Genomic DNA, 14,513 nt, shown 5'->3' with positions numbered 1-14,513 from the left:
GGCCGCCCCTGCCGGACCCCGGAACGCGGCGGTGGCCTGCCCGCTACCCCAGCCGCCACAACAGCAGGCGGTTGTTGGCCGGCATCGCCACCTCCCGCAGACGGGTGAACCCATGGTCGGCCGCCAGTGCCTGCACGGCCTCCACGTCGCGGATGCCGCTGCGTGGATCACGCGCCTTCAGCCAGGCATCGAACTGCGCGTTGCTGTCGCTGGTGTAGCGGCCGTCCCGGTTGAAGGGGCCGTATACCGCCAGCAGCGCGCCATGGCGCAGCGTGCCCGGCAAGGCGGCGAACAGCGCCTGCACGTGTTCCCAGCTCATGATGTGCAGGGTGTTGGCGCTGAATGCCGCGTCGAACGTGCTGCCCGGCGGCAGGTCCAGGCCCGGCGCCGGCGGCAGTTCCACCTGCAGTGCCACCGGCGGCAGCAGGTTCAGCAGCGCCGCTTCCGCGCGCCAGGCCGCGATGCCGGGCAGGTGGTCGGGATGGTCGGTGGGTTGCCAGCGCAGCCAGGGCCAGCGCTCGGCGAAGAACGCGGCATGCTGGCCGGTGCCGCTGCCGATTTCCAGCACCCGGTGGCGATCGCCCATCCACGGGTCCAGCGCGGCGGCGATCGGTTCGCGGTTGCGTTCGCAGGCTTCTGAATACGGCTTGCTCGACATCAGGACGGTGTCCGGGCGGGGTCGGCCCCATTGTGCACGAGGGGGGTTTTGCTCGGCAGGGCTGCGCCCTGCACCTGCTCTGAGCCAGAGCAACAGCAAAAGCAGAAGCGGGCTTCCTGCGGGATGACGGGGTGGGTCCGGTGGCGGGGGACGCCGTAAACCCATCCTTGGGGGCTTGGCCGCGGCATCCATGCCGCGGACACCCCCGCAACCGGACCCACCCCGCCTTCGACAGTTGGCTGCGATCTGTCGGAACGGCATTCTGCTCTGGTGGGTGTCGACCTTGGTCGACACGGATGAATTCATTCGATATCTGACAGATGTGTCGACCAAGGTCGACACCTACCGACAGCCGCAGGAATCTGTCAGAGGTGGGGCGGTGTCGGATTGCGGGGTGTCAGCCGCATGGATGCGGCTGCCAAGCCTCCATGGACGGATTTACGGCGCCCCCGCAATCCGACACCGCCCCACCAACCCACGGATAGCCCGCTTTTGACGTTGACGTTGCCCTGGCTTGAAGCAGGTGCAGGGCTGCAAGCCCTGCCGAAACCCTCCCCAACCATGACTGCAGTCACTTGTGCCACCTGCCCCGTGCTGGCGAAAGTCAGGCGGTTGACGTGATCGGATTGGCCCCTTGCCAGCCGCACGGGGTGGGAGAGACGCTGTGCAACGACGAGAGTTCCTGGCACTTTCCGGGCTGGGCCTGGCCGGGATGATGCTGCCCAACAGCCGCCTGCTGGCGGCCGAACAGCTGCTCGAACCCGTGGACACCGTGCGCCGGCGCCGGCTGGCGGATGCCGCACTGGATGCCGCCCGCCGCCTCGGCGCCAGCTACTGCGATGTACGCATTGGGCGCTACCTGAACCAGTCCGTGATCACCCGCGAACACCAGGTGCAGAACGTGGTCAACCGCGAATCCTCCGGCGTGGGCATCCGGGTGATCGTCAAGGGCGCCTGGGGTTTTGCCGCCACCCACCAGCAGACCGAGGCCGCTGTCCGTCAGGCGGTGCAGCAGGCCGCAGCGATCGCCAGCGCCAATGCCGGCATCCAGCAGCGGCCCGTGCAGTTGGCGCCGACGCCGGCCGTGGGCGAGGTGCGCTGGCAGACACCGCTGCGCAGAAACGCCATGGCCGTGCCGATCCAGGACAAGGTCGAACTGCTGCTGGCGCTCAACGCCGCCGCGCTCGAGGCGGGTGCCGACTACATCAATTCCACCCTGTTCCTGGTCAACGAACAGAAGTACTTCGCCTCCAGCGACGGCTCGTTCATCGACCAGGACATCCACCGTATCTGGCTGCCGTTCACGGCCACGGCCATCGACAAGGCCAGCGGCAGGTTCCGCACCCGCGCCGGGCTGTCCTCGCCGATGGGCATGGGCTACGAATTCCTGGACGGCGATGCGCGTGGCAAGGTGCAGCTGCCCGGCGGCATCACCGCCTACCGCGATTCCTACGACCCGGTGGAGGACGCCATCGCCGCGGCGCGCCATGCGCGCGAGAAGCTGAAGGCCCCCTCGGTGAAGCCGGGCAAGTACGACCTGGTGCTGGACCCGTCCAACCTGTTCCTGACCATCCACGAGAACGTCGGCCACCCGCTGGAACTGGACCGCGTGCTCGGCTACGAAGCCAACTACGCCGGCACCAGCTTCGCCACGCTGGACAAGCGTGACGCCGGCTTCCGCTGGGGCAGTGACATCGTCACCTTCTTCGCCGACAAGACCCAGCCCGGCAGCCTCGGCGCGGCCGGCTACGACGATGAAGGGGTCAAGACCCAACGCTGGGACCTGGTGCGCGACGGCGTCCTGGTGGATTACCAGGCCACCCGTGACGAAGCCCATATCCTCGGTCGCACCGCCTCCCATGGCTGCAGCTATGCCGATTCCTGGTCCAGCGTGCAGTTCCAGCGCATGGCCAATGTCTCGCTGGCACCGGGCAAGCAGCCGCTCAGCGTCGAGGACATGATCAAGGACGTGGAGAACGGCATCTACATCCATGGCCGCGGTTCCTACTCCATCGACCAGCAGCGCTACAACGCGCAGTTCGGCGGCCAGCTGTACTACCAGATCAAGGGCGGAAAGATCACCGGCATGGTCGAGGATGCGGCGTACCAGATCCGCACGCCGGAATTCTGGAATGCCTGCACCGCCATCTGCGACGAACGTGATTTCCGCCTGGGCGGCTCGTTCTTCGATGGCAAGGGCCAGCCGGCGCAGGTGTCGGCGGTCTCCCATGGTTCGTCCACCACCCGCTTCAACGGCATCAACATCATCAACACCGCGCGCAGTCTCGGCGCATGAGCCCATCCTGCTTCGACAAGGAGAACCGCCTTGCAACGACGTGACTTCCTCGCCCTGACCGGGCTCACTGCCGGCGGCCTGATCGTGCCGTCCTTCTTCGGCAAGGTGATCGCCGCCGAGCAGCTGCAGTCCACGCTCGACCCGGCACTGAAGAAGCGCCTGGCCGATGCGGCGCTGCAGGCTGCGCGCAGCGCCGGTGCCACCTATTGCGATGTGCGCATCGGCCGCTACCTGCGGCAGTTCGTCATCACCCGCGAAGACAAGGTGCAGAACGTGGTGAACACCGAGTCCACCGGCGTGGGCATCCGCGTGATCGTCAACGGTGCCTGGGGCTTCGCCGCCACCAACGCCCTGGGCACCGCCGACGTGGCCAGGGCCGCGCAGCAGGCCGCTGCCATCGCCAAGGCCAATGCCGGGGTGCAGACCGCGCCGGTGCAGCTGGCCAAGGCACCGGGCGTTGGCGAGATCAGCTGGCGCACGCCGATCCGCAAGAACGCCATGGACGTGCCGATCAAGGAAAAGGTGGACCTGCTGCTGGATGTGAACGCCGCCGCGCTGGGGGCCGGTGCCAGCTTCGTCAACTCGATGCTGTTCCTGGTCAACGAGCAGAAGTATTTCGCCTCCACCGATGGCTCCTACATCGACCAGGATGTGCACCGCATCTGGGCACCGATGCAGGTCACCGCCATCGACAAGGCCAGCGGCAAGTTCCGCACCCGTTCGGGCCTGTCCTCGCCGATGGGCCTGGGCTACGAATACCTGGACGGCGCTGCCACCGGCAAGGTGGTCAGCCCCAACGGCGTGGTCAACTACAGCTCTTCCTACGACATGAAGGAAGACGCCATCGCCGCGGCCAAGCAGGCGCAGGAGAAGCTGAAGGCACCGTCGGTGAAGCCGGGCAAGTACGACCTGGTGCTCGACCCGTCGCACACCTGGCTGACCATCCACGAATCGATCGGCCACCCGCTGGAACTGGATCGTGTGCTGGGCTATGAAGCCAACTATGCCGGCACCAGCTTCGCCACCCTGGACAAGCGCGAGCAGCATTTCCAGTACGGCAGCGAGCTGGTCAACATCTTCGCCGACAAGACCCAGCCGGGCAGCCTCGGCGCGGTGGCGTACGACGACGAAGGCGTGAAGTGCAAGCGCTGGGACCTGATCAGCAACGGCAAGCTGGTGGACTACCAGACCATCCGCGACCAGGCCCACATCCTGGGCAAGACCGAATCCGATGGCTGCTGCTATGCCGACTCGTGGTCCAGCGTGCAGTTCCAGCGCATGGCCAACGTGTCGATGGCCCCGGGCAGGAAGGCGCTGAGCGTGCCGGACCTGATCAAGGACGTGGAGAACGGCATCTACATCATCGGCGATGGCTCGTTCTCGATCGACCAGCAGCGCTACAACGCGCAGTTCGGTGGCCAGCTGTTCTACGAGATCAAGAACGGCCAGATCACCCGCATGCTCGAAGATGTGGCCTACCAGATCCGCACGCCCGAGTTCTGGAACGCCTGTACCGCCGTGGCCGACGAGCGCGACTACCGCCTGGGCGGTTCGTTCTTCGACGGCAAGGGCCAGCCGGGCCAGGTCTCAGCGGTCTCGCACGGCTCGTCCACCGCGCGCTTCAACGGCATCAACGTCATCAACACCGCACGCAGCCTCGGCTGACCGGTCAGGAGCCCTTACACCATGAGTATCTTCACCGAAGCCCAGGCCAAGGCCATCCTCGACAAGGTCATCGCCTTGTCCAAGGCCGATGAGTGCAGTGCCACGCTGGCTGGCTCGATCGCCGGCAACATCCGTTTCGCGCTGAACAACGTGTCCACCAGCGGGATTGTCGATAACACCGAACTGGCCGTCACCGTGGCCTTCGGCAAGCGCGTGGGCACCGCCTCGATCAACGAATTCGACGATGCCGCGCTGGAACGCGTGGTCCGCCGTGCCGAGGACCTGGCGCGCCTGGCACCGGAGAACCCGGAGTTCATGCCGGCCATCGGCAAGCAGAGCTATCGCCCCAGCCCGACCTTCAGCGAATCCACCGCCGCGATCGACCCGGCCTTCCGCGCCAAGGTCGCCGCCGACTCGATCGCACCGTGCCGCGGCCATGGCCTGATCGCCGCCGGCTTCCTCGAAGATGGCCAGGGCTTCTATGCCACGGCCAACAGCAACGGCAACTTCGGCTACCAGCGCACCACCAGCTTCGACTACACCTGCACGGTGCGTACCGAAGATGGCCGCGGCTCGGGCTGGGTCGGCCGCAACCTGAAGGACGCCGCCGATTTCAAGGCCGACCAGGACGTGCGCATCGCGATGCGCAAGGCCACCGAATCGGCCGAAGCCAAAGCGCTGGAGCCCGGCAAGTACACCGTGATCCTGGAACCGGCAGCGGCGGCGGGCCTGATCAGCTTCATGATGAATTTCTTCAGCGCGCGCTCGGCCGACGAAGGCCGCAGCTTCCTGTCGAAGAAGGGGGGGGGCAACAAGCTGGGCGAGCAGGTGTACGACCCGCGCGTGAGCATGTACGCCGACCCGTGGCATGCCGAGGCACCGGTGCTGCCGTGGGATGGCGAAGGCCTGCCGCGCGAGCGCATGGCCATCATCGAGAACGGCAAGGTCGCCAACCTGGACTACTCGCGCTTCTGGGCGCAGAAGCAGGGCAAGACCGCCAAGGCCACGCCGGGCAACCTGCTGATGAGTGGTGGCGACAAGAGCACTGCCGATCTGGTGCGCGGCACCCAGAAGGGCATCCTGGTCACGCGCACCTGGTACATCCGCATGGTCGATCCGCAGACCGTGCTGCTGACCGGGCTGACCCGTGACGGCACGTTCTACATCGAGAACGGGCAGATCAAGCACCCGGTGAAGAACTTCCGCTTCAACGAATCGCCGGTCATCATGCTCAACAACATCGAAGAACTGGGCAAGCCGGTACGCGTGGCCGGCGATGAATCCTCCTTCGTGATGATGATTCCGCCGATGAAGCTGCGCGATTTCACCTTCACCTCGCTGTCCGACGCGGTCTGATGGACCGCCGGGCCTGCCTGCGCTGGCTGGCGGCCGCTGCTTCGGCGGCGGCACTGCCAGCCTGGGCCCAGGCAGGCCCGCGCAGTTCGCGCTACGACTTCTGGTTCACGCGGCTGCAGTACGACTCGGGCGACTGGGACGTGGACGCCCGCATGCCGTCGAACCTGATCACCTCGCTGATCGATTACACCGCGCTGCGGGTGGACCCGCAGGAGCACGTGGTGGCCCTGGCCGACCCACGCATGCTGGAAGCCCCGTTCTGCTACCTGGCCGGGCACACGCTGGTGGAATTCAACGCTGCCGAGCGGCAGAACTTCGTGCGCTACGTGCGCAACGGTGGCTTCGTCTTCGTCGATGACTGCAACCATGACATCGACGGCCTGTTCGCCACCTCGTTCGAAGCGCAGATGGGGCGCCTGTTCGGCCCGAAGGCACTGCAGAAGCTGCCCAACAGCCACCCGCTGTACCGCAGCTTCTTCCGCTTCCCCGATGGCCCGCCGGCCACCAGCTTCGAACTCAACGGCTGGGGAGATGACCTGGTGCACGATTACCTCAAGGGCATCGAGGTCGATGGCCGCCTGGGCCTGCTCTACAGCAACAAGGACTACGGCTGCGAGTGGGACTACGACTGGCGCAACAAGCGTTTCCTGGCCGAAGACAACACCCGCTTCGGCGTCAACATCGTGATGTACGCGTTGAACAATTGATAGGACCTGCACGCCCATGACCTCCCCCGACCTCGATTCCCTGCTGCCGCGCCTGCACGATCTGCGCGCTGCGCTCGCACGTGCTGTGGTGGGCCAGAACACCGTGGTCGAGCAGCTGCTGATCGGCCTGCTGGCCGGCGGCCACTGCCTGCTGGAAGGTGCGCCCGGGCTGGGCAAGACCCTGCTGGTGCGCTCGCTCGGGCAGGCATTGGAGCTGCAGTTCCGGCGCGTGCAGTTCACCCCCGACCTGATGCCCAGCGACATCCTCGGCACCGAGCTGCTGGAGGAAGACCACGGCACCGGCCATCGCCATTTCCGCTTCCAGCAGGGCCCGATCTTCACCAACCTGCTGCTGGCCGACGAACTCAACCGCACCCCGCCCAAGACCCAGGCCGCACTGCTGGAAGCAATGCAGGAACGCACGGTCAGCTACGCAGGTACCACCTACGCGCTGCCCGCGCCGTTCTTCGTGCTGGCCACGCAGAACCCGATCGAGCAGGCCGGCACCTACCCGTTGCCGGAAGCACAGCTGGACCGCTTCCTGCTGCATGTGCTGGTGGACTATCCCAGCGAGGACGAGGAGCGGCAGATCCTGGAACAGACCACCGGCGGCGCCACCGACGCGGTGCCGAAGGTGATGGATGCCGAAGCGGTGATCGCGCTGCAGGCGGCGGTGCGCCAGGTCCATGTCAGCCCCGATGTGCTGGCCTGGATCACCCGTCTGGTGCGCGCCAGCCGGCCGGGCGACGGTGCGCCGGCTGCGATCAACCAGTGGGTGAAGTGGGGCGCCGGCCCGCGTGCCGGCCAGTCACTCGTGCTCGCAGCGAAAGCACGCGCCCTGCTGCAGGGCCGTTTCGCCGCCACCCGCGAGGACGTGCAGGCGCTGGCCGCTCCGGTGATGCGCCATCGCCTGCTGCTCTCGTTCGCCGCCGAGGCCGAGCAGAAGCGTGCCGACGACGTGGTCGCCGCGCTGCTGCAGGCCGTGCCGTTCCCGGGTTGATCCACGCGTGAACGCAGGTACCCCGCTGACCCTGCCACCGGAACTGCGTGCGCGCCTGCGCCTGCTGCGGTTGCGGCCGCGCCAGGCCAGCGGCGCCAGTGGTATCGGCCAGCACGCCAGCCGCAGCCGCGGTGCTGGCCTGGAATTCGCCCAGTACCGTGCCTATGAGCCCGGCGACGAACTGCGCCAGATCGACTGGAAGCTGTACGCGCGCTCGGACCGCTTCTTCGTGCGCGAATCCGAACGCGAAAGCCCGATCACGGTCTGGCTGCTGCTTGATGCCACCGCTTCGGCCAACCAGGCCGATCGCGCGGCGCCACAACGCACGCGCCTGGACCATATGCGCGGCGTGGCCGCCTGCCTGGTCGAACTGGCCCTGCAACAGGGCGACCGTTTCGGCCTGCTGGCGATCAATGGTGATGGCCTGCAGCTGGTACCCGCGGCGAACGGCGCGCGCCAGCGTGACCGCGTGCACCTGCAACTGCAGGCCCTGCACGCGCGCGGCGGTTGGCCTTCGGCTGATCGGCTGCGCCCGCTGTGGGAACGGGCGCGCCCGGGCGACCTGCTGCTGGCGATCGGCGACGGCTTCGACGAGGCCGGCATCGTGCTGCTGGAACAACTGGCCAGCGCGCGTCGCGAGGTGGCACTGCTGCAGATCCTGACCGCCGACGAGCGCGACTTCCCGTTCGATGCCGGCCACCGCTTCCGCGACCCGGAAACCGGCGAGGAGCTGCAGGGTGATGGCGCGGCGATCCGTGCCGACTACCTGCAACGCTTTGCCGACGCACGCACCGCGCTGCAGGCGCGGCTGCAGGCCAGCGGCATCGGCAGCGCCACCGGTTGGCTCGACCAGCCGCTGGACCAGCCGCTGCAGGCGCTGTTCGGCCGAGGTAGCGGCGCATGAACCTGCTGTTCCCGCTGGGCCTGGCCGCGCTCGCCGCCTGGCTGCTGCCGCTGCTGATCCATCTCGCCCGCCGCCATCCGTATACCCCGCTGGATTTCGCCGCGCTGCGCTGGCTGCGCGCACGGATCCGGCCACGCCAGCGCATCCGCTTCGACGATTGGCCCCTGCTGTTGGTGCGCCTGCTGTTGTTGGCCGCGTTGGCGCTGCTGCTGGCGCGCCCGGCGCTGACCGGCAGCGCAGCACCGCCCAGCGCCTGGACCGTGGTCGCGCCCGGGCTGGATGCCCGCGCACTGCGCGGTACCGGCGAAGAGCGCAACTGGCATTGGCTGGCGCCCGGCTTCCCGTCCGTCGAGCAGCCTGCACCCACGACACCTGCGCCGCTTGCGAGCCTGCTGCGCGAACTCGACGCGCAGCTGCCAGCCGGCACAGCGCTGACCGTGCATGTGCCCGACCCGCTGCCTGGCCTCGATGGCGCACGCCTGCAGCTGTCGCGTCCCGTGCAGTGGCAGGCGCATGCGATGACACTCGCCAGTGCACAGGCCACAGTGGCCCCGCCACGCTTGCGCGTGCATGCCGAGGCACCGGCCAGCGCGCGGCACTGGATCGGCGCCCTGCAGCGTGCGTGGAGCACCCAGCCTGCCGCCGCCGAGCTGCCCACCGACACGCCCCCCGCACGCGGCGAGATTGCGGTGTGGGGCCGTAGCGATGCACTGCCGGCCGCATGGCAGGCCTGGCTGCACGACGGCGGCAGCGTAATGACGGCGGCCAGGCCTGATGCTGCCGCCACTGTGGTACTGCGAAGTGCGGAGGGCGCACCGCTGCTGTGGCAGCAGCGCGTCGGCCAGGGCCGCCTGCTGTCGCTGCCCGGCGAATGGGACGCTGCCCACAACGGCGCGCTGCGTGATGCCCGCTTGCCGCAGGCCCTGCTGCTGGCCCTGCAACCGCCAGCGCCACCGCGTGTGGGCGATGCGCGGGATCAGACACCGCAGCAGGCGGTACTGCCCGTGACCGCCGCCGCGCCACGCGAGCCGACCCCGTGGTTGCTGCTGGCCATCGTGCTGCTGTTCGCCCTGGAACGCTGGATGGCCAGCCGTGCCCGGCGCCGGGTGGCGGCATGAACACGCTTCAGCGCACCTGGCAGCGCGCGCGACGCCGTCGCGCGCTCATCACCCTGCTGCTGGGCCTGCCGTGGGCACTGGCTGCGACCGTGTTGGCGCTGCGCCTGGCGGGCTTCGATGCCGCCTGCGTGGTCGGCACCGTCAGCCTGCTCGCCTGCGCGGGTCTGGCCACTGCGCATGCCCGCCAGCTGGACCGGCGGTGGCTGCAGCGTCGGCTCGATGGCAGCGGCGCCAGCGAGGACAGCGCCGACCTGCTGTTCGCCGGGATCACCACGCTCAATCCGCTGCAGCAGCGCCAGCGCGCGCATGTGCTGGCCACGCTGGAACGCACGATGCCGGACCTGCGGCCACGCTGGCCGCGCACTGCACTGGCGCTGTGCTGGATCGCCGGCCTGGCCATCGCCCTGTCCGCGCTGGGCGGGCCACGCGGCACCGGCAGCCCGGTGGGGGCGAGGCCCGCAGCATCGGCGCCGGGCGCAGTGGCCGGTCCACTGCAACTGCAGTCCGCCCGCCTGCAGATCGACGCACCGGCCTACACCGGACGCGCGACGCTCACCCAGAACGCACTGGACGCCAAGGTCGCCGCCGACAGCCGGCTGTCCTGGTCATTGCGCTTCGACCGTACACCGGACAAAGCCTGGCTGCAGTTCCACGATGGTCGCCGGTTGCCGCTGCGCGAGCACGGCGGCCAATGGCAGGCACAGGACACCGCGCGCGCGCCGACCCTGTACCGCGTGGTGAGCGAGCCGGCCCTGGCCAGCACCCGCCTGTACCGGCTGGATGTGGTGGCCGACCGCGCGCCCAGCGTGCGCGTGCTGGAACCCGGCGCCAGCCTGGTGCTGGGCAGCCCCGGGCAACGCCAATGGGCACTGCGCTTCGAAGCGACCGACGACTACGGCGTCGCCACGCAGGCAACCCTGTCGGTCACCACCACCCAGGGCAGCGGCGAGAACATCACCTTCGTCCGGCGCAGCGTCACGCTCACCGGCAGCGGTGACGCGACCGCACGCCGTTTCGCCCACACCCTCGACCTGGCCGCGCTGGGCGCGCAGCCCGGCAACGATGTGATCGCCCAGCTGGAAGTGCGCGACAACCATGCACCCACACCCCAGACCGGGCGCAGCAGCAGCGTGATCCTGCGCCTGCCGACCACCGAGGCGGCCCTCGGGGCGGAGCTGGAAGGTCGTATCAAGAAGACCCTGCCAGCCTACTTCCGCAGCCAGCGGCAGATCATCATCGATGCCGAAGCACTCATCCGGCAGCGGCGCAGCACGGCGGCCGATGCATTCGTGAAGCGCAGCGATGCGATCGGCGTCGACCAGCGCATCCTGCGCCTGCGCTACGGCCAGTTCCTGGGCGAGGAAAGCGAAGGCGCACCGAAGCCACCACCGACCAGCGACCTGCCCACCAGCGACGCACCCGCTGCAGGCGACCACGACCACGACCATGACGACGATCACGGGCACGACCACGGCGCGCAGGCCGGTGCACACGACGACCATGGCCATGACCATGGCGGTTCAGCCGGTACCGATGCCCCGCCGGTGTTCGGCAGCGCCACCGATGTGCTTTCCGAGTACGGCCACACCCACGACCACGCCGAGGCCGCCACCCTGCTCGACCCGCAGACCCGCGCCACGCTGAAGGCCGCACTGGACCAGATGTGGTCGGCCGAAGGCGAGCTGCGCCAGGGCCACCCGGAGCAGGCGCTGCCGTTTGCCTACAAGGCACTGGGCTTCATCAAGCAGGTGCAGCAGGCCGAGCGCATCTACCTGGCCCGGGTCGGGCCGGAACTGCCGCCGATCGATGAAGGCCGCCGGCTCGGCGGTGATCGCGCAGGGTTGGCCAGTCGTGAACTGCCGTTGGCCGCGCGCACGCCGCCGGACCCGGCCATTGTCGAGGCCTGGCAGCGTCTCGGCGATGGCAGCGCCGTTCCCGATCTCGATGCACTTGCCGGCTGGCAACAGCGCAATGCCGCCTACCTGCCCGACGCACTGGACCTGGCTGCCGCCATCGAGCAGCTGCGTATCGAGCCCGACTGCGGCGACTGCCGCCAGCGCCTGCGCGCGCAGCTGTGGCGCGCCCTGCAGCGTCCGTTGCCGCAGGTGATGCGGCGCAGTACGACCGATGCGATGGGGCAGCGGTATCTCGACGCGCTGGAGGCGCAGCCATGAACGCCTCCGGATCGAGCCTGTGGATTGCGCTGGCACTCGCGGTGATCGTGGTCATCGCCAGCGTGCGCCAGCTGCGTGGAAGCACAACGCACCCAGGCCGCCGCTGGATCGTCATCGCGCTGCAGATCGCCGCTGCCGCGCTGCTGTACTTCTGCCTGGTACCCCCTGCCCATCAGCACCCTGCCGCGGGCCTGGTCGTTCTTGGCGCCGAGGCCGACACGTCCGGCACGCTGCCGGCCAGCGCAGGTCCACTGCTGCTGTTGCCCGAAGCGGCTGATGTGCCCGGTGGCCAGCGCGTACCCGATCTGGCCACCGCGCTGCGCCAGCATCCGGCGTCCACGCTTACCCTGGTCGGTGCCGGCCTGGTCGCACGCGATCGCGACGCGATGTTGCCGCCGGAGGTGCGCTGGCAGGCAGCGCCCGCGCCACGCGGCTGGGTCGCACTGCAGCCACCGGCCGACGTCGCCCCGGGTGCGCGCTTCGAGGTGCAGGCACAGGCGCGCGGCGTCGCCAGGGCGACGGCGGAACTGCTCGATCCGGCCGACAGCGTGGTCGATCGCGCGGCGCTTGCCAAGGACGGCCACGTGCAGCTCAGCGGCATCGCCCGCGCCGAAGGCCGCAGCGTATTCCGGCTGCGCCTGCTCGACGCCGAGGGCCATGGGGTGGAGACCGTGCCGGTACCCCAGCAGACCCTGGCGGCGGCACCGTTGCGCCTGCTGGTGCGTGCCAGCGCACCCGGACCGGAACTGAAGTACCTGCGGCGCTGGGCCGCCGATGCGGGCATCCGCGTGCAGGTGCAGGCCGATACGGGTGCCGGGCTCAGCGTGGGCGATGGCGTGGTGTCGCTCGATGCGGCAACCCTGGCGCGCAGCGACCTGCTGCTGCTGGACGAGCGCAGCCTGGCGGCCTTGAGCACAGGCCAGCTGGCCGCCGTGCGCCAAGCGCTGCGCGATGGGCTGGGCGTGCTGGTGCGCAGCGCTGGCGCGCCTTCTGCCAATGCGCGCCAGCGCCTGCATGACCTGGGGCTGCCAGTACAGGGTGACGGCAGCAGCCATTCGCTCGAACTTCCCGGCGACGGTGAAAGCGCGGTCCTCGCTGCACGGCGTGGCCCGCTCGCAGCCGGCACGCTACCGACCGGCGACGGCGAAGCGGCCGACCGCAGCTCGCACAGTGCCGCGCTGCCCGCGCTGGAAGCGCTGGCCCTGCAGGTCCCCGACAGCACCGCCCTGCTGTTCGACAACACAGGCAAGGCGCTGGGTGGCTGGCGCAGCGCCGGCAAGGGCCGCATCGGCCTGCTGCCGATCACCGACAGCTGGCGCTGGGTGCTGGCCGGTCGCGATGATCGCCATGGCGAACTGTGGAGCGACGTGATCGCAGCCCTCGCACGTGCGCAGCCGGCCACCGGCGGGCTGTGGTCACCGCAACCGCAGGCATGGGCGGGCGAGCGCGTCGTCCTGTGTGGCGTGCAGGCGCCACTGCAGGCATTCGATGCCAGCGGTGCGGGCATGCCGCTGGTGGTTGATGGCGCGTCATCGTCCCTGCGCTGTGCCGGCTGGTGGCCGCGTGAGGCGGGCTGGCAGCGCCTGCAGCAGGGTGATACGACCACCTGGCGGTATGTGTTCGACCCGAAGGACGCACCGGCACTGCACCGGCAGGCGATGATCGATACCACCACGCAGGCCTTGGCCACCACCACCGCCGGCAGCACACCGGTGATGCAGGCCGTGCCCGGATCGCGCTGGCCGTGGTGGCTGGCGTTCGTGCTGTGTGCGTCGCTGCTGTGGTGGCTGGAACGGCGGCGCTGAGCCCCTGCCATGAGGCATCCACGCATGGCGTGGATCTACTTCCGGTACACGCCGTCGAACCGCACGTTCATGCCACCGCATTCGCTGTTGTCGGACACCACCAGCACGTCGCCCAGCAACTGCGCATGCACCGTGCAGCTGTCCTCGACGAAATCCACCTGGCTGCCACGCGGCGTGGCCGAGGCGTTCACCGCGCCGATGTGCGGCCCACCGGGTCGCTCTTTCAGCGACGGGTTGGCCGACGGCCAGTAGGCATCGCCCTCAACCTGCAGCTGGTTGCCACGCACGCGGATACTCAGCCCGTTGTCGCCATCCTTCCAGTCACCGGCCCAGCCCTGCAGCGTCGGCGTCACGCGTGCCACCGGCTGCAGCTTGCTGCGCTCGACCCAACCGGCACTGCCGCCCATCTTGTTGGGGAAGAACGCGCAGCGGTACGGGCCCAGGTCGCGGCCAGTCACCAGCGTATCGCCGCTCACCACGTAGCTGCGCTGGCGGCAGGCCGGCTCGCCCTTGGCCGGGCAGCCGTCCATATCACCCAGCAGGTAAAGGCGCTGGGTGCCCACCACCTTGGCTACGGCAAAATCCGATTGCGCGGAAGGAAACGCCCCATTGCGGCAGGAGCCGTCGTCAGCCAGTTCGCTGGCCATGGCCGATGCAGGAAGCAGCAGGGCGAGCAGAAGAGTGTTTGAGTTCACGGCGGCGACCAGAGGATGGATGTCAGCATCCTACGCTGCGGCGGGACGGTCGCTGGCAGAATCCGCAACAAATTGCATTCCCGGGGCGGCACCTCCGGTGCAGGCTGGCGGGCCCGCACATCAGGACGTAATGCC

Annotated in this window: 11 protein-coding genes; 9 read left to right on the top strand and 2 right to left on the bottom strand. The window is 68.9% G+C overall.

Features of this window, described 5'->3' with window-relative positions; translation table 11 throughout:
- Positions 1-43 precede the first annotated feature (43 nt).
- Positions 44-658: a DUF938 domain-containing protein gene (locus Q9R17_RS08845; protein ID WP_308158042.1), complete on the bottom strand. Its 615-nt coding sequence runs from the start codon at positions 656-658 to the stop codon at positions 44-46.
- 664 nt (positions 659-1,322) lie between these two features.
- Here Q9R17_RS08845 and Q9R17_RS08840 point away from each other — a divergent pair.
- The 9 genes from Q9R17_RS08840 to Q9R17_RS08800 are packed head-to-tail and all read left to right on the top strand — an operon-like array spanning position 1,323 to position 13,683.
- Positions 1,323-2,954 (top strand): TldD/PmbA family protein, encoded by a 1,632-nt coding sequence (locus tag Q9R17_RS08840; protein ID WP_308158041.1) that lies wholly within the window; start codon positions 1,323-1,325, stop codon positions 2,952-2,954.
- Between the two features lie 30 nt (positions 2,955-2,984).
- Complete coding sequence (locus Q9R17_RS08835) at positions 2,985-4,619, top strand: TldD/PmbA family protein (protein ID WP_308158040.1); 1,635 nt, start codon at positions 2,985-2,987, stop codon at positions 4,617-4,619.
- A 21-nt stretch (positions 4,620-4,640) separates the two neighbouring features.
- The gene (locus Q9R17_RS08830; protein WP_308158039.1) at positions 4,641-5,975 is read left to right on the top strand and encodes a TldD/PmbA family protein; all 1,335 of its coding nucleotides are present in this window, start codon (positions 4,641-4,643) and stop codon (positions 5,973-5,975) included.
- Positions 5,975-6,682: a DUF4159 domain-containing protein gene (locus Q9R17_RS08825; RefSeq protein WP_308158038.1), complete on the top strand. Its 708-nt coding sequence runs from the start codon at positions 5,975-5,977 to the stop codon at positions 6,680-6,682. The genes Q9R17_RS08830 and Q9R17_RS08825 overlap by 1 nt, the downstream gene beginning before the upstream one ends.
- Before the next feature lie 16 nt (positions 6,683-6,698).
- Positions 6,699-7,682, top strand: coding sequence for a MoxR family ATPase (locus Q9R17_RS08820; RefSeq protein ID WP_257471376.1), 984 nt, complete (start codon positions 6,699-6,701; stop codon positions 7,680-7,682).
- Positions 7,683-7,689: 7 nt separating this feature from the next.
- Complete coding sequence (locus Q9R17_RS08815) at positions 7,690-8,586, top strand: DUF58 domain-containing protein (protein WP_308158037.1); 897 nt, start codon at positions 7,690-7,692, stop codon at positions 8,584-8,586.
- The gene (locus Q9R17_RS08810) at positions 8,583-9,704 is read left to right on the top strand and encodes a BatA domain-containing protein (protein WP_308158036.1); all 1,122 of its coding nucleotides are present in this window, start codon (positions 8,583-8,585) and stop codon (positions 9,702-9,704) included. The genes Q9R17_RS08815 and Q9R17_RS08810 overlap by 4 nt, the downstream gene beginning before the upstream one ends.
- Positions 9,701-11,878 (top strand): hypothetical protein, encoded by a 2,178-nt coding sequence (locus tag Q9R17_RS08805; protein WP_308158035.1) that lies wholly within the window; start codon positions 9,701-9,703, stop codon positions 11,876-11,878. Before Q9R17_RS08810 ends, Q9R17_RS08805 begins: the two co-directional genes overlap by 4 nt.
- On the top strand, positions 11,875-13,683 hold the full coding sequence (locus Q9R17_RS08800) for a hypothetical protein (protein WP_308158034.1): 1,809 nt from the start codon (positions 11,875-11,877) through the stop codon (positions 13,681-13,683). Before Q9R17_RS08805 ends, Q9R17_RS08800 begins: the two co-directional genes overlap by 4 nt.
- Positions 13,684-13,718: 35 nt before the next feature.
- Here the strand turns inward: Q9R17_RS08800 and Q9R17_RS08795 are convergent, their stop codons facing one another.
- Positions 13,719-14,330, bottom strand: a complete 612-nt coding sequence (locus tag Q9R17_RS08795) for a hypothetical protein (RefSeq protein WP_308158312.1) — start codon at positions 14,328-14,330, stop codon at positions 13,719-13,721.
- Positions 14,331-14,513: the final 183 nt, after the last annotated feature.

The organism is Stenotrophomonas sp. 24(2023) (genome assembly GCF_030913365.1).
GTDB lineage: Bacteria > Pseudomonadota > Gammaproteobacteria > Xanthomonadales > Xanthomonadaceae > Stenotrophomonas.
This window is presented reverse-complemented; position numbering and strand designations above follow the sequence as displayed.

Coding starts and splice junctions, on each gene's coding strand:
- Q9R17_RS08825 (WP_308158038.1), top strand. CDS start 5,975: ATGGACCGCCGGGCCTGCCTGCGCTGGCTGGCGGCCGCTGCTTCGGCG.
- Q9R17_RS08845 (WP_308158042.1), bottom strand. CDS start 658: ATGTCGAGCAAGCCGTATTCAGAAGCCTGCGAACGCAACCGCGAACCG.
- Q9R17_RS08830 (WP_308158039.1), top strand. CDS start 4,641: ATGAGTATCTTCACCGAAGCCCAGGCCAAGGCCATCCTCGACAAGGTC.
- Q9R17_RS08820 (WP_257471376.1), top strand. CDS start 6,699: ATGACCTCCCCCGACCTCGATTCCCTGCTGCCGCGCCTGCACGATCTG.
- Q9R17_RS08795 (WP_308158312.1), bottom strand. CDS start 14,330: ATGGCCAGCGAACTGGCTGACGACGGCTCCTGCCGCAATGGGGCGTTT.
- Q9R17_RS08805 (WP_308158035.1), top strand. CDS start 9,701: ATGAACACGCTTCAGCGCACCTGGCAGCGCGCGCGACGCCGTCGCGCG.
- Q9R17_RS08810 (WP_308158036.1), top strand. CDS start 8,583: ATGAACCTGCTGTTCCCGCTGGGCCTGGCCGCGCTCGCCGCCTGGCTG.
- Q9R17_RS08800 (WP_308158034.1), top strand. CDS start 11,875: ATGAACGCCTCCGGATCGAGCCTGTGGATTGCGCTGGCACTCGCGGTG.